The organism is Ralstonia sp. 25mfcol4.1 (assembly GCF_900104095.1).
Taxonomy (GTDB): domain Bacteria; phylum Pseudomonadota; class Gammaproteobacteria; order Burkholderiales; family Burkholderiaceae; genus Cupriavidus.
Genome location: NZ_FNJO01000001.1, coordinates 156,608 through 180,719, shown reverse-complemented (window position 1 = coordinate 180,719; position 24,112 = coordinate 156,608). Strand labels below are relative to the sequence as shown.

Annotated in this window: 23 protein-coding genes; 20 read left to right on the top strand and 3 right to left on the bottom strand. The window is 65.3% G+C overall.

The features are described 5' to 3' along the window. Positions 1-127 precede the first annotated feature (127 nt). From BLQ58_RS00775 to BLQ58_RS00750, 6 genes are all read left to right on the top strand, one after another. Entirely contained in the window at positions 128-1,324 is a 1,197-nt protein-coding gene (locus BLQ58_RS00775; protein WP_092594125.1) for a CaiB/BaiF CoA transferase family protein, read from the top strand. Beyond that, positions 1,321-2,298, top strand: coding sequence for a hydroxymethylglutaryl-CoA lyase (locus tag BLQ58_RS00770; RefSeq protein ID WP_092594124.1), 978 nt, complete (start codon positions 1,321-1,323; stop codon positions 2,296-2,298). The genes BLQ58_RS00775 and BLQ58_RS00770 overlap by 4 nt, the downstream gene beginning before the upstream one ends. Positions 2,299-2,409: 111 nt before the next feature. Next, positions 2,410-3,390: a Bug family tripartite tricarboxylate transporter substrate binding protein gene (locus BLQ58_RS00765; protein ID WP_092594123.1), complete on the top strand. Its 981-nt coding sequence runs from the start codon at positions 2,410-2,412 to the stop codon at positions 3,388-3,390. Positions 3,391-3,615: 225 nt separating this feature from the next. Beyond that, complete coding sequence (locus BLQ58_RS00760) at positions 3,616-4,659, top strand: ABC transporter substrate-binding protein (protein WP_092594122.1); 1,044 nt, start codon at positions 3,616-3,618, stop codon at positions 4,657-4,659. A gap of 94 nt (positions 4,660-4,753) precedes the next feature. After that, a complete protein-coding gene (locus tag BLQ58_RS00755) occupies positions 4,754-5,566 on the top strand; it encodes an ABC transporter ATP-binding protein (RefSeq protein WP_092594121.1) in 813 nt (270 codons plus the stop codon). A gap of 27 nt (positions 5,567-5,593) precedes the next feature. Continuing rightward, positions 5,594-6,385, top strand: a complete 792-nt coding sequence (locus BLQ58_RS00750) for an ABC transporter permease (protein WP_092594120.1) — start codon at positions 5,594-5,596, stop codon at positions 6,383-6,385. An 81-nt stretch (positions 6,386-6,466) separates the two neighbouring features. Here BLQ58_RS00750 and BLQ58_RS00745 read toward each other — a convergent pair whose 3' ends face one another. Then, complete coding sequence (locus tag BLQ58_RS00745; protein WP_092594119.1) at positions 6,467-7,441, bottom strand: NADPH:quinone oxidoreductase family protein; 975 nt, start codon at positions 7,439-7,441, stop codon at positions 6,467-6,469. Between the two features lie 249 nt (positions 7,442-7,690). Between BLQ58_RS00745 and surE the strand changes: the two genes are divergently transcribed. The 5 genes from surE (at position 7,691) to BLQ58_RS00720 (ending at position 12,366) form a co-directional block, all read left to right on the top strand. After that, positions 7,691-8,443 carry a 5'/3'-nucleotidase SurE gene (gene surE, locus BLQ58_RS00740; RefSeq protein ID WP_092594118.1) on the top strand — a complete coding sequence of 251 codons (753 nt, stop codon included), beginning with the start codon at positions 7,691-7,693 and terminating at the stop codon, positions 8,441-8,443. Positions 8,444-8,552: 109 nt separating this feature from the next. Then, the gene (locus BLQ58_RS00735; protein WP_092594117.1) at positions 8,553-9,455 is read left to right on the top strand and encodes a protein-L-isoaspartate(D-aspartate) O-methyltransferase; all 903 of its coding nucleotides are present in this window, start codon (positions 8,553-8,555) and stop codon (positions 9,453-9,455) included. Between the two features lie 8 nt (positions 9,456-9,463). After that, on the top strand, positions 9,464-10,345 hold the full coding sequence (locus BLQ58_RS00730; RefSeq protein ID WP_092594116.1) for a peptidoglycan DD-metalloendopeptidase family protein: 882 nt from the start codon (positions 9,464-9,466) through the stop codon (positions 10,343-10,345). 6 nt (positions 10,346-10,351) lie between these two features. Beyond that, positions 10,352-11,533, top strand: a complete 1,182-nt coding sequence (gene rpoS / locus BLQ58_RS00725) for an RNA polymerase sigma factor RpoS (protein ID WP_092594115.1) — start codon at positions 10,352-10,354, stop codon at positions 11,531-11,533. Continuing rightward, positions 11,530-12,366, top strand: a complete 837-nt coding sequence (locus tag BLQ58_RS00720) for a 3'-5' exonuclease (RefSeq protein WP_092594114.1) — start codon at positions 11,530-11,532, stop codon at positions 12,364-12,366. Before rpoS ends, BLQ58_RS00720 begins: the two co-directional genes overlap by 4 nt. A gap of 42 nt (positions 12,367-12,408) precedes the next feature. On the opposite strand, the gene BLQ58_RS00715 is transcribed toward BLQ58_RS00720, so the two are convergent. After that, entirely contained in the window at positions 12,409-13,263 is an 855-nt protein-coding gene (locus BLQ58_RS00715) for an endonuclease/exonuclease/phosphatase family protein (protein ID WP_092594113.1), read from the bottom strand. Between the two features lie 122 nt (positions 13,264-13,385). Between BLQ58_RS00715 and rlmD the strand changes: the two genes are divergently transcribed. Next, positions 13,386-14,771 (top strand): 23S rRNA (uracil(1939)-C(5))-methyltransferase RlmD, encoded by a 1,386-nt coding sequence (gene rlmD, locus BLQ58_RS00710; RefSeq protein ID WP_175459825.1) that lies wholly within the window; start codon positions 13,386-13,388, stop codon positions 14,769-14,771. Between the two features lie 83 nt (positions 14,772-14,854). Here rlmD and BLQ58_RS00705 read toward each other — a convergent pair whose 3' ends face one another. Continuing rightward, a complete protein-coding gene (locus BLQ58_RS00705) occupies positions 14,855-15,562 on the bottom strand; it encodes a Bax inhibitor-1/YccA family protein (RefSeq protein WP_092594112.1) in 708 nt (235 codons plus the stop codon). A gap of 338 nt (positions 15,563-15,900) precedes the next feature. Here BLQ58_RS00705 and ndk point away from each other — a divergent pair, with 338 nt between their 5' ends. The 8 genes from ndk (at position 15,901) to bamB (ending at position 24,073) form a co-directional block, all read left to right on the top strand. Further along, on the top strand, positions 15,901-16,326 hold the full coding sequence (ndk, locus tag BLQ58_RS00700) for a nucleoside-diphosphate kinase (RefSeq protein ID WP_092594111.1): 426 nt from the start codon (positions 15,901-15,903) through the stop codon (positions 16,324-16,326). 51 nt (positions 16,327-16,377) lie between these two features. Next, positions 16,378-17,529, top strand: coding sequence for a dual-specificity RNA methyltransferase RlmN (gene rlmN, locus BLQ58_RS00695; RefSeq protein ID WP_092594110.1), 1,152 nt, complete (start codon positions 16,378-16,380; stop codon positions 17,527-17,529). After that, positions 17,526-18,305: a type IV pilus biogenesis/stability protein PilW gene (gene pilW / locus BLQ58_RS00690; protein WP_092594109.1), complete on the top strand. Its 780-nt coding sequence runs from the start codon at positions 17,526-17,528 to the stop codon at positions 18,303-18,305. Before rlmN ends, pilW begins: the two co-directional genes overlap by 4 nt. Further along, positions 18,298-19,428, top strand: a complete 1,131-nt coding sequence (locus tag BLQ58_RS00685; RefSeq protein WP_092594108.1) for a RodZ domain-containing protein — start codon at positions 18,298-18,300, stop codon at positions 19,426-19,428. The genes pilW and BLQ58_RS00685 overlap by 8 nt, the downstream gene beginning before the upstream one ends. A gap of 48 nt (positions 19,429-19,476) precedes the next feature. Then, positions 19,477-20,769 (top strand): flavodoxin-dependent (E)-4-hydroxy-3-methylbut-2-enyl-diphosphate synthase, encoded by a 1,293-nt coding sequence (gene ispG / locus BLQ58_RS00680; RefSeq protein ID WP_092594107.1) that lies wholly within the window; start codon positions 19,477-19,479, stop codon positions 20,767-20,769. A gap of 41 nt (positions 20,770-20,810) precedes the next feature. Further along, on the top strand, positions 20,811-22,163 hold the full coding sequence (gene hisS / locus BLQ58_RS00675) for a histidine--tRNA ligase (protein WP_092594106.1): 1,353 nt from the start codon (positions 20,811-20,813) through the stop codon (positions 22,161-22,163). Between the two features lie 87 nt (positions 22,164-22,250). After that, positions 22,251-22,880: a YfgM family protein gene (locus tag BLQ58_RS00670; protein WP_066733811.1), complete on the top strand. Its 630-nt coding sequence runs from the start codon at positions 22,251-22,253 to the stop codon at positions 22,878-22,880. Positions 22,881-22,921: 41 nt separating this feature from the next. Further along, entirely contained in the window at positions 22,922-24,073 is a 1,152-nt protein-coding gene (gene bamB / locus BLQ58_RS00665) for an outer membrane protein assembly factor BamB (RefSeq protein ID WP_092594105.1), read from the top strand. Positions 24,074-24,112 lie beyond the last annotated feature (39 nt).

Genomic DNA, 24,112 nt, shown 5'->3' with positions numbered 1-24,112 from the left:
TCTTTCGCATTCCGAGATATCCCGCTTTCCGGAATGCCGATTCCGCGTCACCCCGAAGCTGCGGCACACTCCGTCGAAACAAAGCCAAATCCCCCGCACGGGTCAGTTTCACGGAGACATTTCCAACATGGCGCAACAGATTCTCAATGGCATCAAGGTCCTCGAACTGGGCCAATTGATCGCCGGCCCCTTTGCCGCCAAGACTCTTGCCGATTTTGGTGCGCACGTGGTCAAGGTGGAGCCGCCCGGCCAGGGCGATCCGCTGCGAAAGTGGCGCATGCTCCACGAAGATATGTCGGTCTGGTGGGAAGCGCAGTCGCGCAACAAGCAATCGATCGCCATCGACCTGCGCCAGCGCGAAGGGCAGGACCTTGTGCGCCGGCTGGCTGCCGAAGCCGACGTGCTGATCGAGAACTTCCGTCCCGGCACCATGGAAAAGTGGGGCATGGGCTGGGATGTGCTGCACGCGGCCAACCCCAGGCTGATCATGCTGCGTGTGTCCGGCTACGGCCAGACGGGGCCGAAGCGCGATGAGCCGGGCTTCGCCGCCGTGGCCGAGGCCATGAGCGGGCTGCGTTACCTGACTGGCGAACCGGGCCGGCCGCCGGTGCGCGCGGGCCTGTCGCTGGGCGACACCATCGCCGGGCTGCATGGCGCGCTGGGCGTGCTGCTGGCACTGTACGAGCGCGACGCGCGCGGCGGCAAGGGCCAGGTCATCGACGTGGCGCTTTATGAATCGCTGTTCAATCTCAGCGAAAGCCTGCTGCCCGAGTATTCGGCGTTTGGCGCGGTGCGCCAGCCGGCGGGCGGGGCGCTGCCTGGCATCGCGCCGTCCAATGCCTATCCGTGCGGCTGCGGCGAGTACGTGCTGATCGCCGCCAACGGCGATGCCATCTTCAAGCGGCTGATGGCGGCGATGGGCCGCGACGACCTGGGCGAGGACCCGGACCTGGCGCGCAACGACGGCCGGGTGAAGCGCGTGGACGAAATCGACGCGGCGATTTCCGCCTGGACCCGTACGCAGACGGTGGCCTCGGCGCTGGAAGTGCTGCGCGGCGCCGACGTGCCGTCCGGCCGCATCTACACCGTCAAGGACATCGCCGAAGACCCTCACTACCGCGCTCGCGAAGTCATCGAGACGGTGACGTCGGCCAAGGGCCTGAGCGTGGAAGTGCCGGGCATCATCCCGAAGCTGTCGAGCAATCCCGGTGCCATCCATGACCGCGCGCCCACGCTGGGCGAGCATACCGACAACGTGCTGGCGCAGGCCGGCTTCGACGCGGCGGCCATTGCCGACCTGCGCGCCCGTGGAGTGATCGCATGAATCAGCAAATCGCCCAGACCTACCCGCTGGCGGGGCCGGCGCGCATCGAAATCAACGACGTGGCGCCGCGCGACGGGCTGCAGATCGAGCCGTTCGTGGTGCCCACCGAGGGCAAGGTCGCCTTCGTCAACGCGCTGGCCCATTGCGGGTTTGTGCGCATCGAGGCCACCTCGTTCACGTCGGCCCGGGCGATTCCCGCACTGGCCGATGCCGAAGCCGTGATGCACCGGATCGAGCGCGTGCCGGGCGTGCGCTACACGGTGCTGGTGCCGAACCTGCGCGGCCTGGAGCGCGCGCTGTCGTGCCATCCGGATGAAGTGAACCTGGTGATGTCGTCCAGCGAGACGCATAACCGCGCCAACCTGCGCATGACGCGCGAACAGTCGAAGGCCCAGCTGCTGGCGATGATCGACGAGGCTGGCAAGGCCGGCGTGCCGGTGAATGTCTCGCTGTCCACCGTGTTTGGCTGCCCGTTCGAGGGCGATGTCAGCGAGGCCGACGTGATGGCGCTGGCGCGCACGTTTGCCGACGCGGGCGCGGCCGGCATCACGCTGTGCGACACCACGGGCATGGCCTATCCGAACCAGGTGGCCGCGCTGTGCGAGACCTTCCAGCGTGCGCTGCCGCAGACCGGCCTGACGATCCACCTGCACAACACGCGCGGCATGGGCCTGGCCAATGCCATCGCGGCCTGGCAGACCGGCGTGACGCGCTTCGACGCGGCGGCCGGCGGCCTGGGCGGCTGCCCGTACGCGCCCGGCGCCAGCGGAAACGTCAGCACCGAGGAACTGGTGCATATGTTCGCGTCGATGGGCGTCGATACCGGTGTCGACCTCGATGCGCTGCTGAACGTGGTGGGCGGCGTGTCGGAACTGGTGCAGCGCGACGTGCCCAGCCAGCTGCTGCGCGCGGGCCCGCGCCTGCGCACGCACCAGCCGCCCGCGTGGATGGCGGAGTTCTTCGCCAACGCCTGACCGGACCGCGGATTTCACCCCTGTTCCGGAAGTGGGGGCGGGGCGCAGAACAACAGGATTTTCGGATTTTCGGGTTTTCGGATCCCCAAATAAGACATACGGAGACAAAGCATGAAACGCAACCTCATCGGCGCCTGCGCCGCGCTGGCCGCTGCCGGACTGACTTTCGGCACTGCCGTCCAGGCCCAGGACGGCTCCTACCCCAATCGCCCGGTCATGCTGGTGGTGTCGGCGGCTGCCGGCGGCACCACCGACCTGGCCGCACGCCTGATCTCGGAGCCGCTGTCGAAGGCGCTGGGCCAGTCGGTGGTGGTCGACAACAAGCCGGGCGGCAACGGCACCATCGCCGCGCAGGCCGTGCAGCGCGCCAAGGCTGACGGCTACACGCTGCTGGTGCAGTATTCCGGCTACCACGTGATCACGCCGCTGCTGACCAAGACGGCGTGGGATCCGGTCAAGGATTTCCAGCCCGTGGCCAACCTGCTGTCGGCGCCGCAGGTGCTGGTGGTGCGCCCGAACCTGCCGGTGAAGTCGCTCAAGGAACTGGTGGCCTACGCCAAGGCCAATCCGAACAAGCTCAACTACGCGTCGTCGGGTAACGGGTCGCTGCAGCACGTGTCGACCGAGTTGCTGAACCAGATGGCCGGCATCCAGATCACGCACGTGCCGTACAAGGGTACCGGCCCGGCCATGACCGACCTGCTGGGCGGCAACGTCGACATGACGATCACCACGCCGCCGCCGCTGATGGGCCATATCGCCGCCGGCAAGCTGCGCCCGCTGGTGGTGACGAGCAAGTCGCGCCTGGAAAGCCTCAAGGACGTACCGTCGGCACCGGAAGCCGGCTACCCCGACCTCGACGTCTCGTCGTGGTTCGCGATGTACGCGCCGGCCGGCACGCCCAAGGCCGTGGTGGACAAGCTGACCACCGAGATCGAGAAGATCATGAAGACCGAGGCGTTCCGCAAGAAGGCCGAGGAACTTGGCGCCGAAGCGAAGTACATGAACCCGCAACAGCTCGACCAGTACCAGAAGGCCGAACTGCAGCGTTGGGCCAAGGTGATCAAGTCCGCCAACATCCACGCGGAATAAGCCGCCGCGCCGGGCACGCAAGCTGATTGAAAGCGCACGGCGGCAGCATGGCTGTCGCGGTTGCTCTCATTGTGCCGACATTAGGTGTTGATCCCGATGCGGACACTGGCCGTGTCCGGTAGCATCGCCGGGAGCCGCTTGGGCGGCGTCCCGGCTTTCGTGCGTCGGCACGCGGCGCGCCGTCATCCAAACAGAAGCAGAAATCGGAAAAGGCAGGAGACCCCCATGTACAACAAACCTTTCTGGAAGCAGTTGCTGATTGCGCTGGCGCTGTTCCTGGCCGGCTGGTTCACGTTCGGCAGCGCCTTCGCGCAGGGCAAGCCCGAGAAGCAGAAGGTGACGATCGCCGTGGGTGGCAAGAACCTGTTCTACTACCTGCCGCTGACGATTGCCGAGCGCCTGGGCTACTTCAAGGAAGAAGGGCTCGACGTGGAGATCGTCGACTTCGCCGGCGGCGCCAAGGCGCTGCAGGCCGTGGTGGGCGGCAGCGCCGACGTGGTGTCGGGTGCCTACGAGCACACCATCAACCTGCAGGCCAAGGGCCAGCATTACCAGGAATTCGTGCTGCAGGGCCGCGCCCCGCAGATCGTGCTGGTGACGTCGAACAAGACCATGCCCAACTTCAAGTCGATTGCCGACCTGAAGGGCAAGAAGATCGGCGTGACCGCGCCGGGATCGTCGACCAACATGATGGCCAACTTCGTGCTGGCCAAGGCCGGGCTGAAGCCGTCGGACGTGTCGTTCATCGGCGTGGGCGCCAGCGCCGGCGCGGTGGCCGCGATGCGCTCGGGCCAGATCGACGCCATGGCCAACCTGGACCCGGTGATCTCGATGCTGACGCAGAAGAACGAGGTCAGGATCGCCTCGGACACGCGCACCCTCAAGGAAACGCAGTCCGTGTTCGGCGGCAATATGCCGTCGGGCTGCCTGTATGCGTCGACGAAGTTCATCGAGCAGAACCCCAACACGACCCAGGCGCTGACCAACGCCATGGTGCGCGCGCTGAAGTGGCTGCAGGCGGCCGGCCCGTCGGACATCGTCAAGACCGTGCCCGAAAGCTATCTGCTGGGCGACCGCGCGCTGTACCTGGCGGCCTGGGACAAGGTGAAGGAAGCGATCTCGCCGGACGGCATGATGCCCGCCGACGGCCCGAAGACCGCGCTGAACACGCTGCAGCAGTTCGATCCTGACCTGAAGGGCAAGGCGATCAAGCTGGATGGCACTTTTACGAATTCGTTCGTGCAGAAGGCCAACGCCAAGTACAAGTAAGCATTGCGCCCCCGCCCGGGGCGCCTTTCGTCGCCCGCCGCGCGGCCCTGCATGGGCGCCCGGCGGGCGAAACGTTTCTCAGAGTCATGCCGTCATGAGCACGCCTGCACTTTCCCTTGAAAACGTGACCTGCACCTTCGTCTCGCGCGAAGACCGCTCGCAGCGGTATACCGCTGTGCGCGATGTCACGATGTCCATCCAGCCTGGCGAATTCCTGTCCGTGGTAGGGCCGACCGGCTGCGGCAAGTCCACGCTGCTGAATGTGTCGGCCGGCCTGCTGGAGCCGTCCACCGGCACCGTGCGTGTCTTCGGCGAGCCCTTGAACGGCATCAACACCCGCGCCGGCTACATGTTCCAGGCCGAGGCGCTGATGCCGTGGCGCAGCGCGCTGGACAACGTGATCGCCGGCCTGGAGTTCCGTGGCGTGGCGCGCGCCGAGGCGGTGGCGCAGGGCGAGGAATGGCTGCGCCGCGTGGGCCTGGGCGGGTTTGGCGACCGCTATCCGCACCAGCTGTCGGGCGGCATGCGCAAGCGCGTGAGCCTGGCGCAGACGCTGGTGATGGACCCGGACATCATCCTGATGGACGAGCCGTTCTCGGCGCTGGACATCCAGACCCGCCAGCTGATGGAAAACGAAGTGCTGGACCTGTGGGCCGCCAAGCGCAAGGCCGTGCTGTTCATCACCCACGACCTGGACGAGGCGATTGCGATGAGCGACCGCGTGGTGGTGCTGTCGGCCGGCCCGGGTACCCATCCAATTGGCGAATTTTCGATCGACCTGCCGCGTCCGCGCGATGTGGCCGAGATCCGCAACCATCCGCGCTTCGTGGAGCTGCACGCCGCCATCTGGGACGTGCTGCGCGAGGAAGTGCTCAAGGGCTATGCGCAGCAGCGCAAGGTGGCCTGACTTACCGGACCAGACAATAACAAGATCATGGCTTTTCGTGCTGATTCCAAAGGCATGCTGCGCGTCTGGCAGCTGCTGCTCCTGGTGGTGATCCTGGTCGTGTGGCACGTCGCCACGCGCTCTCAGGAGGTGGCGTTCTTCTTCGGCGAGCCGCTGATGGTGGCGCAGCGGATCTGGAACTGGTTCGTCGTCGAACGCGATATCTATATCCATCTGGGCGTGACCCTGCTGGAAACCGTGCTGGCCTTCGGCATCGGCACCGTGGCCGGGCTGGGCGTGGGCCTGTGGCTGGCGCTGAGCCCGTTCACATCGGCCGTGCTCGATCCCTATGTGAAGGCCGCCAACTCGATGCCGCGCGTGATCCTGGCGCCGATCTTCGCGGTCTGGTTCGGGCTGGGCATCTGGTCGAAGGTGGCGCTGGCCGTCACGCTGGTGTTCTTCATCGTGTTCTTCAACGTCTACCAGGGCGTGAAGGAAGTGAGCCCGGTGGTGCTGGCCAACGCGCGCATGCTGGGCGCCAACAGGCAGCAGCTGCTGCGCCATGTGTACCTGCCCAGCGCCACGAGCTGGGTGTTCTCGTCGCTGCATACGTCGGTGGGCCTGGCGTTCGTGGGTGCGGTGGTGGGCGAGTACCTGGGCTCGGCACGGGGTGTCGGCTACCTGATCCTGCAGGCCGAGGGCACGTTCGACATCAACACGGTGTTTGCGGGCATCGTCGTCCTGACGGCCTTTGCGCTGGTGCTGGACTGGATGGTGACGGCGGGCGAAAAGCGCCTGATGAAGTGGCAGCCGCAGAGCGGCGAGACGGAAAAACTGTAGGGATCCACGATGTCTTGCCGGCGTTTTCTCTCCTCTCCCGCCATGCGGGAGAGGAGAGAAAACCGGTCGGGCATTGCAGCCTTATGGCGTAATGACGATCTTCCCCGTCACCTTGCGCGCCTCCATGTCCTTCAGCGCCTGCGGGGCCTGTTCCAGCGGATACCGTGCCGAGATATGCGGACGGATCTTGCCTTCCTTCATCCAGCCGAGCATCTGGGCCATGTTGGCCTGGTTGGCCTTCGGTTCGCGCCGCGCGAAGTCGCCCCAGAATACGCCGACCAGCGACGCGCCCTTGAGCAGCGCCAGGTTCAGCGGGATCTTCGGAATTTCGCCATTGGCGAAGCCCACCACCAGATAGCGGCCACGCCAGCCGATCGAACGGAAGGCCGGTTCCGCGTAGACGCCGCCCACCGGGTCGTAAATCACGTCCGGCCCCTTGCCGTCGGTCAGCGCCTTGATGCGCTCGCGCAGGTCTTCGGTGGTGTAGTTGATCACGGCGTCGGCGCCGTGTTCCTTGCAGACCGCCAGTTTTTCGTCGGTGGACGCCGCGGCGATCACGCGGGCGCCAATCGCCTTGCCGATTTCGATAGCCGCCAGGCCCACGCCGCCGGCCGCGCCCAGCACCAGCATGGTTTCGCCGGCCTTCAGTTCGCCGCGGTCCACCACGGCGTGGTGCGACGTGCCGTAGGTCAGCGTGAACGCGGCGGCCACGTCGAAGTCGATGCCGGGTGGCATCGGCACCACGGCCTTGGCCGGCGCGCGGGCCTGGGTGGCAAACGCGCCGTTGCCCAGATAGGCGATCACCTTGTCACCGGGTTTCACATGCGTGACACCGGCGCCGACGGCATTGACCACCCCGGCCAGCTCGGAACCGGGCGAAAACGGCAACTCGGGCTTGGCCTGGTATTTGTTCTGGATGATGAGCACATCCGGGAAGTTCACGCCGGCGGCCTTGACGTCGATGACGACTTCGCCGTCGCCAGGCACCAGGTCGGGCAGGGTTTCCAGCGCCAGCGAATCGGGCGGGCCCCAGGCTTTGCACAGTACGGCTTTCATTGTGTCTCCCATGTGTGATGTGGTCTTGCCGGTGTCGTGCGTGGCAGGAACGCCAGGGCGGCCGGGCACGACGTCGGGCAAGTGTAGCGCAAGAAAAGCACGATCGTTCTGCAGGAAAAAATCGCTGCATGTCGCCTATTCGGGCGCCGCATGGCGGCCGGCTGGCGGGCCCATCTGCGTTGCATCTGTCCCGTTTCCGGTGCATCCGCGGTGCCGCCAGCGGCCTTTCGCTCAGGTACAATCGCGGCCATGCATATCCTTCTCGCCAACGATGACGGTTACCTTGCGCCGGGGCTCGCCGTCCTGCACGCAGCACTCGCGCCCCTGGCGCGCGTGACCGTGATCGCTCCGGAACAGAATCACAGCGGCGCGTCGAATTCTCTGACGCTGCAGCGCCCGCTTTCGGTCTACGAGGCGAAGGAAGGCGTGCAGAAGGGATTCCGCTATATCAATGGTACGCCGACGGACTGCGTGCACGTGGCGCTGACCGGCCTGCTGGAGGATCGGCCAGACCTGGTGGTGTCAGGCATCAACCAGGGCCAGAACATGGGCGAGGACGTGCTGTACTCCGGCACGGTCGCCGCGGCCATCGAGGGCTACCTGTTCGGCATCCCGTCGATCGCGTTCTCGCAGGTCCATCATGGCTGGGAGCATCTCGATGCGGCCGCACGCGTGGCGCGCGAGATCGTCGAGAACGTGATTGCGCGTCCGCCGCGCGAACCGTTCCTGCTGAACGTCAATATTCCCAACCTGCCGTTCGAGCATATCCGCGGGCACCGCGCGACGCGCCTTGGCAAGCGCCATCCGTCGCAGCCGGTGATCCAGCAGGTGAACCCGCGCGGCGACGCCATTTACTGGATCGGCCCGGCAGGCGACGCGCGCGATGCCAGCGAAGGCACCGATTTCCATGCCACGGCCAATGGCTTCGTTTCGCTCACGCCGCTGCAGCTGGACCTGACGCATCGCGGCCAGCTCGAACAGATCGAACAGTGGCTGGGGTGAGCGTGTCATCGCCGCGCGCCCCTCAGGCGTTTCTTCGCGGTCGCCGCGCGGGTATGCTGCGCGGCGGCATCGTTTTTGTCGTTCCCTTGGTTCCTGCGCCGTATCCGAAATGAGTTCCACGCCGCGCCGCCCCCGCTTTCCGCTGCCGCTGGATGCGGTAGTCGAACGCAAGCCAGCGCCTGCGCGCACTGCCGGCATGCCTGCGGTGGGCAAGCGGGCGGCCGCACCGGCGCCTGCCACCGTCAAGCCGCGCAAGCCTGCCGCCCCGCCGGCCGCACCGCCCCCGCCGGGCAGTGCCGTGGAGGCGCGCGCGTCGGCGGCCACGGCTGGCGGCGGCGGCATGGCGTCGGACCGGGCCCGTGCCGCGCTGGCCGCGCGCCTGCGCGCCGGCGGCATCCGCGACGAGCGGGTGCTGGGCGCCATCGCCACGGTGCCGCGCCACCTGTTCATGGAGCCGGGGCTGGCGTCGCAGGCCTATGAGGACGCCGCGCTGCCCATCGGGCATCAGCAGACCATTTCCAAGCCGTCGGTGGTGTCGCGCATGATCGAGCTGCTGCGCGAGGGTCTGACCCCCGACCAGCCGCTGGCGCGCGTGCTCGAAATCGGCACTGGCTGCGGCTACCAGGCCGCCGTGCTGAGCCTGTGCGCGCAGGAAGTGTTCTCCATCGAGCGAATCCGTCCGCTACACGAACAAGCCAAGGCCAACCTGCGGCCGCTGCGCGTGCCGAATATCCGCCTGCATTATGGCGACGGCATGCTTGGCCTGCCGCAGGCCGCGCCGTTCTCGTCGATCATCCTTGCCGCGGCCGGCATGGAGGTGCCGCAGGCCCTGCTGGAACAATTGGCCATCGGCGGACGTCTGATTGCGCCGGTGGTGACACCTGGCAACGGCGCGCCGGGTCAGACGGTCACGCAGCAGCTGCTGCTGATCGAGCGCCTCAATCGGCATCGATTTCACAGGACCGCGCTTGAAGCCGTTTTCTTTGTGCCTTTAAAATCGGGCACCATCTGAGTCGAACTATGCACAACATCGTGAATCAGAAGAATTTCACACGAGTCGGACAACATCTGAGCATCCTGGCCTGCGCGGCGGTACTGGCCGCCTGCGCCAATTCGCCGATGCCGGCGCCCGTGGTGGACCGGACGTCTGGCGGCACCGCCCAGACGGCCGCGGCGCTGGAGCCGGCGCCTGCCGGATACTATCGGGTCAAGCGCGGCGATACCCTTTACCGTATCGCACTGGAAAACGGCCAGTCGTATCGCGACGTGGCGGCCTGGAACAACATGGCCAACGCTAACCAGATCGAGGTGGGCCAGCTGCTGCGCGTGGTGCCGCCGAGCGCCGACGTCAACGCCGCTCCGGGAGTGGCCACCCTGCCGGTGGCGCCGGGCACGGTGCAGTCGCAGCCGATCGATGCCGCGCGCCCGGTGGGCACGCCGATGAGCGCATCTTCCGCCCCGGCCGCTACGCCCGCTTCGGCAGCCCCCGCTGCGGCCGCTGGCGCCAGCGCGGCGGGTGGCGCGTCGGCCCCGGCAGGCGATGTCCGGCTGGCCTGGCCGGCGAGCGGACAATTGATCGGTAAATTTGACGACAAAGCTAACAAAGGCATTGATATTGCTGGCAAGAAAGGCGATCCGGTGCTGGCTGCCGACGAGGGTAGGGTGATTCACGTAGGCCCCTTGCGCGGCTACGGGAATCTTGTCATCATCAAACACAACGACACGTATCTCACCGCCTACGGTCATAACGACAAGGTGCTGGTGGCAGAGCAGTCAACGGTCCGCAAGGGCCAGAAGATTGCCGAAATGGGTAACAGTGATACTGACAGGGTCAAGCTGCACTTCGAGGTTCGCAAGAACGGAAAACCGGTCGATCCGATGCGGTATCTACCGCCACAGTGAGGTTTCATGCCACGCCAGAAAACTGTTTCATCCGGAGTTGTCAGCAGGACCCGTCGTCCCAAGCAGCCGGAAGGAAAGGCTGGTGTGGCAACCCGAGCCGCTGAGGGCGATGCCGAAGTATTCGAGGTCGAACTCGAACCCGCATCCGACATGGTGCCGGTGGCCGACGAGCCCATCGCGCCCGTGTCGCGCGGCAGCCTGCGCAACAATGGCGATCGGAATGCCGAGCGCAACGCCGATCTGAGCGCCGACGACTCCGAGGACGAAGACGAGGAAGAAGACGAAGAGGAAGAGGGCGGCACTGAAGCCGCACCGGAACCCGACGACTTCCGCACCGTCCTGCATACGGAACTGGCTGCCGACACGGTCCAGCACTACCTCAATCGCATCAGTATCAAGCCGCTGCTTTCGGCCCCGGAGGAACTGCATTTCTCCACGCTGGCCAAGGGCGGCGATTTTTCGGCCCGGCAGGTCATGATCGAGCGCAACCTGCGTCTCGTGGTGAGCATTGCCAAGGGCTACCTGAATCGCGGCGTGCCGCTGCTCGACCTGATCGAGGAAGGCAATCTCGGCCTGATGCACGCGATCGAGAAATTCGATCCTTCGCGCGGTTTCCGCTTTTCCACTTATGCCACCTGGTGGATCCGCCAGAGCATCGAGCGCGCGATCATGAACCAGGCCCGCACCGTGCGGTTGCCGGTGCATGTGATTCGCGAACTCAACCAGGTCCTGCGCGCCAAGCGTCATCTTGAAAAAGGTGGCACCGATGGCCGCGACGCCAGCCTCGAGGACATCGCCCACCTGCTCGGCAAGACGCCGGACGAGGTGCAGGACGTGCTGGCACTCAACGAACATACCACCTCGCTGGATACGCCGTTCGATCTTGATCCGGGTTCGAGCCTGCTCGATTTCCTGTCGGACGAACATAACGCCGCGCCCGATCAGGAAGTGGCCCACCGCGAGCTGGAAAACCTGATGAAGCTCTGGCTGGCACGCCTGTCGGAGAAGCATCGCTATGTGGTGGAGCGCCGTTTCGGGCTTAACCACATCGAGCCGGCCACGCTCGAGGAGCTGGCCGAGGAAATGGGCCTGACGCGCGAACGCGTGCGCCAGATCCAGCAGGAAGCGCTGGTCAAGCTCAAACGGCATTTCGCTTCGCAAGGTGTACGCAAGGACGCCGTTTTATGACCCCTGTGCTGGTATTCGACATCGAGACGATTCCCGATGTCGACGGCCTGCGCCGTTTGCATGACCATCCCGCATCGATGAGCGACGCCGAAGTCGCCGAGCATGCGTTTGCCGCCCGCCGGGAAAAGTCCGGCTCCGACTTCCTGCCGCACTATCTGCAGCGCGTGGCCGCCATTTCGTGCGTGCTGCGTCGCACCCAGCGCGATGGTTCGGCGGTATTCCACGTCGGCTCACTGGGCACGCTCGAGGATGGTGAAGCCACGCTGATCCAGAAGTTCTACGAACTGATTGCGCGCTACAGTCCGCAGCTGGTGTCGTGGAACGGTGGCGGTTTCGACCTGCCGGTGCTGCACTATCGCGGCCTGGTCCACGGCGTGGCGGCGCCACGCTATTGGGAGATGGGCGAGGGCCGCGACGACGACAGCCGCGATTTCAAGTGGAACAACTACATCAGCCGCTATCACATGCGGCACCTGGACCTGATGGACCTGCTGGCGATGTACCAGCCGCGGGCCAGCGCGCCACTTGACGACCTGGCCAAGCTTTGCGGCTTTCCGGGCAAGATGGGCATGGACGGCAGCATGGTCTGGCAGGCGTTCCAGCAGGGCAAGCTGAACGAGATCCGCGACTATTGCGAGACCGATGTCGTCAACACTTACCTGATGTACTGCCGTTTCCAGTTGATGCGCGGCGGCCTGTCACCGCGCGAGTTCGACATGGAAGTGGCGCTGATCCAGGAATCGCTGGCCGAGCTGCCGGGCGCGCAGTGGATGGAGTACCTGCGCGCGTTCAAGCTGCAGCCGATGGCGCCCGAGGCCGAGGAAGACGACTGACGACTGCTGCGGCTTCGGGCGGCGTCCGAGCGGCACTTCCCGTCAGCGGCCCAGGCTCAGGTGGATCGGCTGGTGGTCCGAGGCGTCGGTCTTGCCATTGACCTCGCAACGCGTCACGTCGCCCAGCAGGTCTTCCGTCACAAACATGAAATCACAGGCGAACGGTGGCTCCGGCCACTGCTCCTTGTCGTACAGCGCGCAGGTCGGCGCGTGCGCCTGCCCCGGATGCATGTGGCACCAGGCGTCTTTCCAGTTCACGGTGGCATCGGGGTAGGGTTCGATCATGCGCTTGTAGGCCACGTCATCGGGCTTGCTGTTGAAGTCGCCGCAGAGGATGGCCTCGGTCGGACGTGGTTCCGGCGTGAACGGGCCGGGCTTTTTTTCCGACTTGCCGGGGCGGCGCGCGTGTTCGCAGGCCTCCGAGTGCCATTGGCGCAGGGCGTCTGCCTGCGCAGCGCGCTGCAGCTTCGAGTAGAACTCCAGATGGGTGGAAATGACCCGCAGCGGCCGGGCTCCGGCTTCCACGGTAACTTCCAGCGCGACGCGCGGCATCGATGCCACGTCGGGATCGGCCGGCCATGGCAGGGCATGGCGAAAGATCTCGCGCACCGGCAATCGCGTGGCCACGACATTGCCAAACTGGCGCGGCGTACCGTCGCCGTGGGTGCGGTCCACGCCCGGCGCGAAGATGACGCGATAGCCGGGCAGCAGCGCGGTCAGTTCCGCGACCTGGTCGCGCTGCGGCTGGCCTGCCATGTCCGAAAAGCCGCGGGTGACCTCCTGCAGGCAGATGACGTCGGGATCGGTCATGTCGCGGATCGTGGCGATAACGCGGGCAAGGTCGACCTTGCCGTCGGCACCGCGTCCCCACTGGATATTCCACGAAATCAGTTCCATCGTTTCCTCTTTCGTCTCTGGACTTTCGTGACGGCGCGGTGACTGGACTACAATCGCGCTTTCGCAAAACAATACGTCAGGTCCCTCCGGTGTCTCAAGCCGTCGAATCTTCCAAGCCCGAAATGGCGGGCAAGCCGGGTGCCGCACCCGCCGCATCCGCCATCCCCAGCGATCCCGTGGTCACTATTCACAGCCTCGACATGGAGGCACGTGGCGTTGGCCGTCTGGAGAATAACGAGGACGGCACACCCGGCAAGGTGATCTTCGTCGAAGGGGCGCTGCCCGGCGAGACCGTCTCCTACAAGAGCTACCGCCGCAAGCCCAGCTACGAGCAGGCGCATCTGGTGGAGGTCAAGCACCCGTCCGTGATGCGCGTGGAGCCAGGCTGCCAGCACTTTGGCGTGTGCGGCGGCTGCTCGATGCAGCACCTGGACGCCCGGGCGCAACTGGCGATCAAGCAGCGCGTGCTGGAAGACAATCTCTGGCACCTGTCGAAAGTGAAGCCGGACGTGGTGTTCCGCCCGATCGCCGGCCCGGACTGGGGCTATCGCTACCGGGCTCGCCTGACTGTGCGCTACGTGGCGAAGAAGGGCGGCGTGCTGGTGGGATTCCACGAGCGCAAGAGCAGCTTTGTGGCGGACATGACGCGTTGCGAGATCCTGCCGCCGAACGTTTCCGCGATGCTCGTGCCGCTGCGCGAACTGGTAACGGGGCTGTCGATCCGTGACCGCATGCCGCAGATCGAACTGGCGGTTGGCGCCGAAGTGACGGCGCTGGTGCTGCGCATCCTGGAGCCGCTGACCGATGCCGACAAGGACCTGCTGCGCGCCTTTGCCGACAAGCACCAGGTGCAGTTCTGGCTGCAACCCAAGGGTCCGGATACCGTCTATCCGTTCTATCCGGCGGATCAGGAGCTGGCCTACACGCTCCCTGAATTCGGCATCCGCATGCCGTTCAAGCCGACCGACTTCACGCAGGTCAATCACCAGATCAACCGCGTCCTGATCGGCCGCGCGCTGCGACTGCTCGATGCGCAGCCCACGGATCGGCTGCTTGACCTGTTCTGCGGCATCGGCAACTTTACGCTGCCGCTCGCCACGCAGGGTGCGTCGGTGATGGGTATCGAGGGTAGTGAAGCCCTGACCACGCGGGCGCTGGCCAATGCCGGGTACAACGGATTGGCCGACAAGACGTCGTTTGCCTGCCGCAACCTGTTCGAGGTGACTGCCGAGGATATCGCCGCGCTTGGCCGCTTCGACCGCTGGCTGGTGGATCCGCCGCGCGAAGGCGCGCTGGCCGTCTGCAAGGCGCTGGGCGAACTGCATCAGGCAGGCAGCGACGTGCTGCCCAAGCGCATCGTCTACGTGTCGTGCAGCCCGGCCACGCTGGCGCGCGATGCCGGCCTGCTGGTGCACGAGGCGGGGTATCGCCTGGCCGGTGCAGGCGTGGTGAACATGTTCCCGCATACGTCGCACGTGGAGTCGATCGCCGTATTCGAGCGCGACTGAGCACGACCGAGGATGCGGCCAATGCCGGCCGCACAAAAAAAATAGCCGCCCGAGGGCGGCTATTTTCATGATGGCGGGGCGACTCAGTCGCGGTTGCCGCCAAAGATGCCCAGCAGCGCCAGCAGGTTCACGAAGACGTTGTACACGTCCAGGTAGATGGCCAGCGTGGCGGTGATGTAGTTGGTCTCGCCGCCGTTCACCACGCGCTGCACGTCGATCAGGATGAAGATCGAGAAGATCGCGATGGCGATGACCGACAGCGTGATCATCAGGGCCGGCAGCTGCAGCCAGATGTTGGCAATGCTGGCCAGGATCAGCAGTACGACGCCGACGAACAGGAACTTGGCCAGGCCCGAGAAATCGCGCTTGCTGACCGTGGCGATCGTCGCCATGACGCCAAACACCGCCGCGGTGCCGCCGAACGCGTACATGATCAGCGCCGGGCCGTTCGAGTACGACAGCGTCAGGCTGAGAATGCGCGCCAGCATCAGGCCCATGAAGAACGTGAAGGCCAGCAACAGGACCACGCCCATGCTGCTGTTCTTGGTCTTCTCGATCGCGAACATGAAACCGAATGCGACGGCCAGGAACAGCAGCGCCGACATGCCGGGGCTGCCTGCGACCAGGCCGGCGAATCCGGCGGCCACGCCGATCCATGCGCCCAGCACGGTCGGGATCATCGAAATGGCCAGCAGCCAGTAGGTGTTGCGTAGGACCCGGTTGCGGACGGCAACGTCGGTGACGCCCGCAGCACTATTGCCGAATCCGTAAGTATTCAGCTTGTCGTTCATCGTGACTCCTGTCATCAGTTCTATGTGAGGCGCCGGAGCAACCCGACGGCACAGCGCCAATGTGGCATCGCGCCTGCGGATTTGCAAGGGGCTTTGTCCACACAATCACCCTTGTCATTAGTTGTTTTCCGAAAACGCAAACATTTGACGAAGGGTTTGCGCCGCCGTTCCCACATTTCACGAATGTAATGTGATTTATAAATAACAATAAACGCGGCAACGGCGTGCGCCGCAAGTATCGTCGGGACGGTTGGCGCGCATGCTCGAATCCGCCATGCGGTCGTGCTAGAATTGCACGTTTAATCCATTTGTAACCCCTTCATTTTTCGGAGTTTTTCATGGCGATCGAACGCACCCTGTCGATTATCAAGCCGGATGCCGTGGCCAAGAACGTTATCGGCCAGATCTACGCCCGTTTCGAGGCCGCTGGCCTGAAGATCGTTGCTGCCAAGATGGTTCACCTGTCGCGCGGTGAAGCCGAGCAGTTCTACGCCGTGCACAAGGCACGCCCGTTCTTCAAGGATCTGGTGGACTTCATGGTTTCGGGCCCGGTCATGATCCAGGCTCTGGAAGGCGAGAACGCCATTGCCAAGCACCGCGACCTGATGGGCGCCACGGACCCGAAGAAGGCTGAAAAGGGTACGATCCGCGCCGATTTCGCCGACAGCATCGATGCCAACGCCGTGCACGGCTCGGACGCCGCTGAAACGGCTGCCGTGGAAGTGGCTTTCTTCTTCCCGGGCATGAACGTTTACAGCCGCTGATTGTCTTCTGACACTCAGACTGAACCTGTAGTCAAGCTGGAAACTGCCGTCATGAACGATCTCGTCAACCTGCTCGACCTCGACGCGGACGCGCTCACCGCCTATTGCGGCGAGCTCGGCGAGAAGCCGTTCCGTGCGCGGCAGCTACAACGCTGGATCCACCAGTTCGGTGCCAGCCGCTTCGACGCCATGTCGGATCTCGCCAAGTCGCTGCGCGAAAAGCTCGCGACGCGGGCCGAGATCCGGTCGCCCGCCATCATCACCGACAACCTGTCGGCTGACGGCACGCGCAAATGGCTGCTCGATGTCGGCGCCGGCAACGCGGTGGAGACGGTGTACATCCCCGAGGACACGCGCGGTACGCTGTGCGTGTCGTCGCAGGCGGGGTGCGCCGTCAACTGCCGGTTCTGTTCGACCGGCAAGCAGGGTTTTTCCCGCAACCTGACGACCGGCGAAATCATTGGCCAGCTCTGGATGGCCGAATTCGCCATGCGCGCCCAGCTGGGCCGAGGTCCGAAGGACGACCGTGTCATCTCCAACGTGGTGATGATGGGCATGGGCGAGCCGCTGCTGAATTACGATGCCGTCGTGCCGGCCATGCGGCTGATGCTCGACGACAACGCATACGGGCTGTCGCGCCGCCGCGTGACGCTGTCCACGTCCGGCGTGGTGCCGATGATGGACCGCCTGTCCAGGGACCTCCCCGTGGCCCTGGCCGTGTCGCTGCACGCGTCGAACGATGCGCTGCGCGACGTGCTGGTGCCGCTGAACCGCAAGTATCCGCTGGCCGATCTGATGGCGGCCTGCCGCCGCTACCTGGAATTCGCGCCGCGTGATTTCATTACCTTCGAATACTGCATGCTCGACGGCGTCAACGACACCGTCGAACATGCGCGGGAGCTGCTGAAGCTTGTGGCCGACGTGCCCTGCAAGTTCAACCTGATCCCGTTCAACCCGTTCCCGGAATCCGGCCTGAAGCGATCGAACAACGAGCAGATTCGTCGCTTCGCCCAGGTGTTGATGGATGCGGGCATCGTTACGACGATCCGCAAGACCCGTGGCGACGACATCGACGCTGCCTGCGGGCAACTGGCCGGCGAGGTCATGGATCGTACCCGTCTGGCCGAGCGCGGCAAGTTCGGCAAGATCACGCCACTGGTTCCGGTGGCTGCCGGAACCGCTCGGGAGGCCCGTCCTGCATGACCCGTCTGCTTGTCGCTGCCCTGTCAGGGCTGTTGATGCTGTCCGCCTGCACGCTGCCCGCCGGGCCCCAGCAGGACATCAAGACCGCTTCCGACCAGACTGCCGCTGACAAGCGCGCGTCGCTCCGGCTGCGTCTGGCCACGCAGTATCTGGAGGCACGCCAGTATCCGGTGGCGCTTGACGAGGTCAAGCAGGCCATCAGTATCGATCCGTCGAACGCCGACGCCTATCACGTGCGTGCCCTGATCTACATGGGCATGAACGAGAACGCGCTGGCCGAGGACAGCTTCCGCACCGCGCTGAACATGCGGGCGAACGATCCGGATGTGCTGAACAACTATGGCTGGTTCCTGTGCCAGACCAACCGTTATGCCGAGGGCAAGGCCACGCTGCAGCGCGCGGTGCAGACCCCTTCGATGAATGGGCCGGTCAAGCCGCTGACGAACCTCGGCATTTGCGAGATGCGCAACGGCAACATGGCCGAAGCCGAAAAAAATCTGCAAACGGCCTACGGATATGACCGTAACGATCCGTCAGTGCTCATGAATCTCGCGCAATTGAATTTCCAGCGCGGGGACATGGGACAAGCCAGGCAGTTTGCCGGCCGCGTCAACGCGAGCCGCTTTGCCAGCGCGCAATCCCTCTGGCTGGGTGCGCGCATTGCCCACCGCCAGGGCGATACCCAGACGCAGGGCGCGATGATCGCGGAACTGCGTAACCGTTTCCCCGATTCGCGCGAGCTGACCGCATACGAGAGAGGAGCTTGGGATGAATGAAGAAGAGCGCGCCGGTAGCCAGGCAGCAACGCACGTTGCCGGCGGCGCGACAGACTCCGACCGCGAGGCAGTGGCCCGCGAGATCGGGGCGCAACTGAAAGAGGGTCGCGAGGCGCAACGCTTGTCGCTGGAAGATGTCGGGGCACGCCTGAAGGTGGCGCCGAACAAGCTTGTGGCGATCGAGGCAGGCGATGTGTCGAGTCTGATGGACGTGACGTTTGCCAAGGGCGTGATGCGCGCCTATGCGCGCACGCTCCAGATCGATATCGACGCGCTGCTTGGCCAGTATCACGCGCGGGCGCAGGCCACGCCGGTCACGGGCATCACGCGCCGCCATGAAGGCGCGCTGAACCAGACGTTCGACGACCGCAAGCGGTTCGGCAGCAAGACTGGCGGCGGCGCCGGTGGCCGCTGGATCTGGCTGGTCTGCGTGCTGGCACTGGTGGCTGCGGGCGTTTATTTCGGCTACGACCACGCCAAGGCATGGTTCGATGCACACAGCAAGGCCGCGGCGGAGGCCCCGGCAAGCGACAAGCCGGCCGAGAAAGTCTCGGAGGAAGGCACCACGCAGAGCAACGGCGACGGCACCGTGACCGCGGCCTTGCCGCCGGTGATGGCTGGCAACGATTCGCCGGCGCCGTCCGAGGCGGCCCCCGCCGAAGCGACGGCCAAGGCAGAGCCGGCCGAGCCGGCAACCAAGGCGGCTCCGGCCCCTGCGACGGCGGCTCCGGCCCAGGCCCCGGTGGCCACCACGACGGCTGGCATGCCGTTGGCAACGGGCGGCGCCGTGAACCTGGCGCAGGACGCGCCGGCGAAGCCGGCGGCGCCCGCCGTTGCGGCGCCTGCTGCCGCAGCAGCGCCCGCTTCGACGGCGTCCGGCGATGGCGCGGTGCAGATCCGCTTTGCCTCCGACACCTGGTACGAGGTGCGTGATCGCACCGGCAAGGTGATCCTGGGCGGCACGGCCAAGGGCGGCGACGCCGTGGCCGGCAGCGGCGCGGGCGGTCCGTACAAGGTCATCCTCGGCAACGTGAAAGGCGTGGAGTCGCTGGCGCACAATGGCTCGCCGGTGAACTTCAAGTCTGCCGACCGGAACAATGTGGCGCGCCTGACCCTGCAGTAATGCGGCCGGGCAGCGCAATCAGTCATGCCATTTGAAGGTGGTAACGCAATGCACCAGAATGCTTCCCACCCGGTGATTCCGGGTCCGCTGCCGCGCCGTGTCTCGCGCCAGGCCAGCGTCGTGTGGGGCGACAATATCGTGACGATCGGCGGCGGCGCACCCGTGCGCGTCCAGTCGATGACCAATACGGACACCGTCGACGCGATCGGCACTGCCATCCAGATCAAGGATCTGGCGCGCGCAGGCTCCGAGATCGTCCGAATTACCGTCAATACGCCGGAAGCCGCGGCGGCCGTGCCGGCCGTCCGCGAGCAACTGGACCGCATGGGCGTGAACGTGCCGCTGGTGGGCGACTTCCACTACAACGGCCATACGCTGCTGCACGACTATCCCGAGTGCGCGCAGGCGCTGTCGAAGTATCGGATCAACCCCGGCAACGTGGGCAAGGGCGCCAAGCGCGACAAGCAGTTCGCCGAGATGATCGAGATGGCGTGCCGCTACAACAAGCCGGTGCGCATCGGGGTGAACTGGGGCAGCCTGGACCAGGACCTGCTCGCGCGCATCATGGACGAGAACGCCAGGCGCGCAGAGCCGTGGCCCGCGCAGAGCGTGATGGTCGAGGCACTGATCACGTCGGCGATCGAGTCGGCGCAGAAGGCCGAGGAAATCGGCCTGGCTGGCAACCAGATCATCCTGTCGTGCAAGGTTTCGCAGGTGCAGGAACTGGTGGCGGTGTACCGCGAACTGTCGCGCCGCTGCGAGTATGCGCTGCATCTGGGCCTGACCGAGGCCGGCATGGGCAGCAAGGGCATCGTGGCCTCGACGGCGGCGTTGTCGGTGCTGCTGCAGGAAGGCATCGGCGACACGATTCGTATTTCGCTGACGCCGGAACCCGGCGCGGCGCGCGAGAAGGAAGTCTACGTCGGCCAGGAAATCCTGCAGACGATGGGCCTGCGCAACTTCACCCCGATGGTGATCGCATGCCCCGGTTGCGGTCGTACCACGAGCACGACGTTCCAGGAGCTGGCGGCCAGCATCCAGGGTTATCTGCGCGAGCAGATGCCGGTCTGGAAGAACGAGTTCCCGGGTGTGGAAGAGATGGACGTGGCCGTGATGGGCTGCATCGTCAACGGCCCCGGCGAGAGCAAGCACGCCAATATCGGCATTTCGCTGCCCGGCTCGGGCGAATCGCCGGCAGCGCCGGTGTTCGTCGATGGCGTGAAGGTCAAGACGCTGCGCGGCGAGAACATTGCCCAGGAATTCCAGGCGATCGTGGACGAGTACGTCCGCTCGCACTACGGCCCGAATGCCAGGCAGGCAAAACAGGGCGCGGTGGCCTGAGCGCAGGGCGCCAGGTCAGAATCGGTATCACGAAGAGAACAATGAGCGAAGACAAGACGAAGGCCGACAAGGCACTGCAGGGCGTGAAGGGCATGAACGACATGCTGCCCGCCGACGCCCCGCTGTGGGAAATGTTTGAGAACGCCGCGCGCAGTATGCTGCGTGCCTATGGCTATCAGCAGATCCGCACGCCGATCGTCGAGCATACGCAGCTCTTCGTGCGCGGTATCGGCGAGGTGACCGACATCGTCGAGAAGGAAATGTATTCCTTCACCGACGCCCTGAACGGCGAGAACCTGACGCTGCGTCCGGAAGGCACCGCGGCGGCCGTGCGTTCCACCATCGAGCACAATCTGCTGTACGACGGCCCGAAGCGCCTGTGGTACACCGGCCCGATGTTCCGTCACGAAAAGCCGCAGCGTGGCCGCTATCGCCAGTTCCACCAGCTTGGTGCCGAGGCGCTGGGCTTTGCCGGCCCGGACGTGGATGCGGAAATCATCCTGATGTGCCAGCGCCTGTGGGACGACCTGGGCCTGGTCGGCGTGCGCCTGGAACTGAACTCGCTGGGCCAGGCACACGAGCGTGCCGCGCACCGCGAGGAACTGATCAAGTACCTGGAAGGCTTCAAGGACATCCTGGACGAGGATGGCAAGCGTCGCCTGTACACCAACCCGCTGCGCGTGCTGGACACCAAGAATCCGGCGCTGCAGGAGATGGCGGCCAACGCGCCGAAGCTGATCGACTTCCTGGGCGAGGAATCGCTGGCCCACTTCGAGGGCGTGCAGCGGATACTGAAGGCGAACAACATCCCCTTCAAGATCAATCCGCGCCTGGTGCGCGGTCTGGACTACTACAACCTGACCGTGTTCGAGTGGATCACCGACAAGCTCGGCGCCCAGGGCACGATCGCCGGCGGTGGCCGCTACGATCCGCTGATCCAGCAGATGGGTGGCAAGCCCGCGCCGGCCTGCGGCTGGGCGATGGGTATCGAGCGCATCATCGAATTGCTGCGCGAGGAAAAGCTGGTGCCCGAATCGCAGGGTTGCGACGTGTACATGGTCCACCAGGGCCAGGCAGCGAGCGAGCAGGCGATGATTGCCGGCGAACGGCTGCGCGACGCAGGCCTGGACGTGGTCTTCCATGCCACGCCCGACGGCAAAAGCGGCAGCTTCAAGTCGCAGATGAAGCGCGCGGACGCAAGTGGCGCATCCTTTGCCGTTATCATTGGCGACGACGAAATCGCCGCCGGCACGGTGCAGGTCAAGCAGCTGCGCAGCGGCAATGCGGCCGAAGGCGGCCCGCAGACAAGCGTGCCGGCCGAGAATGTCGTCGACTTCATCATCGACAGGATGGTCGACGACATCGAATCGGACGACGAGGACGACGAGCAATAGGCACGCCGTCGGAATCGCGCCGCACGGCCGCTGTCCTGCCAGGAAGCGGCCGTGTCAATTTCAACCAACGCGGGTAACTGCCTCGACATGGCTTACGATCTAGAAGAACAGGAACAGCTTGAGAGCCTCAAGGCCTGGTGGAAACAGTATGGCAATGCCGTCACCTGGGCGCTGATTGTCGCCTTGCTGGCGTTCGCGGGCTGGTCCGGCTGGAACTACTGGCAGCGCAAGCAGGCCGGCGACGCGGCGGTGCTGTACGAGCAGGTGACCAAGGCTGCCGAGGCGCGCGACGCCGAGCGCGTCAAGCGCGCGGCGACCGATCTGGAAGACAAGTTCGGCCGCACCGCCTATGGCCCGATGAGCGCGCTGACGGCAGCCAAGGTGCTGTACGACGCGGGCGACCTTGCCGGCGCCAAGACGCAACTGCAGTGGGCTATCGACCATGGTGGTGACGACTACGCACCGCTGGCGCGCGTGCGCCTGGCCGGCGTGCTGCTGGACGAAAAGGCCTACGACCAGGGGCTGGCGCTGCTGAAGGATGCACCTGCGCAATACGAGGCGCTGTTCGCCGATCGCCGTGGCGATCTGCTGGCCGCCCAGGACAAGCGCGACGAGGCACGCACCGCCTACCGCCGCGCGCTGGAAAAGCTCGGCGCGAGTGAAGGCGGCATGCGCCAGATCATCCAGTTCAAGCTCGACGCGCTGGGCACCGCGTGAGCGGACGGCGGACCCTTTCAAAAAATTCAGGATCGCATCCTATGACGTCATTGCTTCGCACAGCCGCAACCCGTACGCTCGTGGCCGGCACCTGCCTTGGCCTGCTGGCGGGCTGCTCGCTGTTCAGCAAGGAAAACAAGCACCCGCCCACCGAACTGAAGCCGATTTCGGCCACGCTGTCGGTCAAGCAGGCCTGGAAGGCCGACGTGGGCAAGAGCGGCCCGTACGTCATGGCCCCGGTGGCAGCTGGCGATGTGGTGTTCGTGTCTGGCAAGAGCGGCGCGGTGATGGCGATCAACGCCAGCAGCGGCCAGACGCTCTGGAAGGCGAAGACCGATCTTGACCTGACTTCGGGTCCGGGTTCGGACGGCGACACGACCGCCGTGGCTGGAGAGAAGGGCGCGATCTACGCGTTCGACAAGAGCGGCAAGCAGATCTGGAAGAAGCAGGTCAATGGCGAGGTCCTGTCGGCACCGCTGGTTGGCAACGGCCTGGTGGTGGTGCGTACCACCGACACCCGTATCATCGGACTGGATGCCGGCACGGGCGACCGCCGCTGGATCTACCAGCGTTCGCAGTCACCGCTGAACCTGCGCGCCGCGATGGGCATGGTGTATGCCGGTGATGGCATCGTCACGGGTTTCCCGGGCGGCAAGCTGGGCGTGCTGGCTCCGGGCAATGGCGTGCTGCGGTGGGAAAGCACGGTGTCGTATCCGAAGGGGGTGTCCGAGATCGAGCGTCTGAACGATGTGACGGGCATGCCAGCCGTCATGGGCCGACAGGTTTGCGCCACCACGTTCCAGGGTCGCATTGCCTGCCTGGAACTGGCCAACGGCCAGCCGCAGTGGGGCAAGGATTTCTCGTCGCCGATGGGCCTGACGCAGGACGACAGCTCGCTGTTCGCCAGCGACGAAACGTCGGCGGTGTTCTCGTTCGATCGCCAGAACGGCAACGAGCGTTGGAAGAATACGGACCTGCGCTACCGCAGCCTGGGCGCCCCGGCGTCCATCGGCCGCTCGGTGGTCGTGGGCGACTATGAAGGATTTGTCCACTTCCTGTCGCGCGAGGATGGCACCGTCCTGGCGCGCATGAAGACGGACGGCAGTGCGATCAGCGCCGCACCGGTGATTGCCGGCCAGACGCTGGTGGTGCAGACCCGTGACGGCGACGTCTACGGCTTCGTACCGAACTGATCGGCTGATTGCCAGGGGCGCCAGCGATGGTGCCAGAAT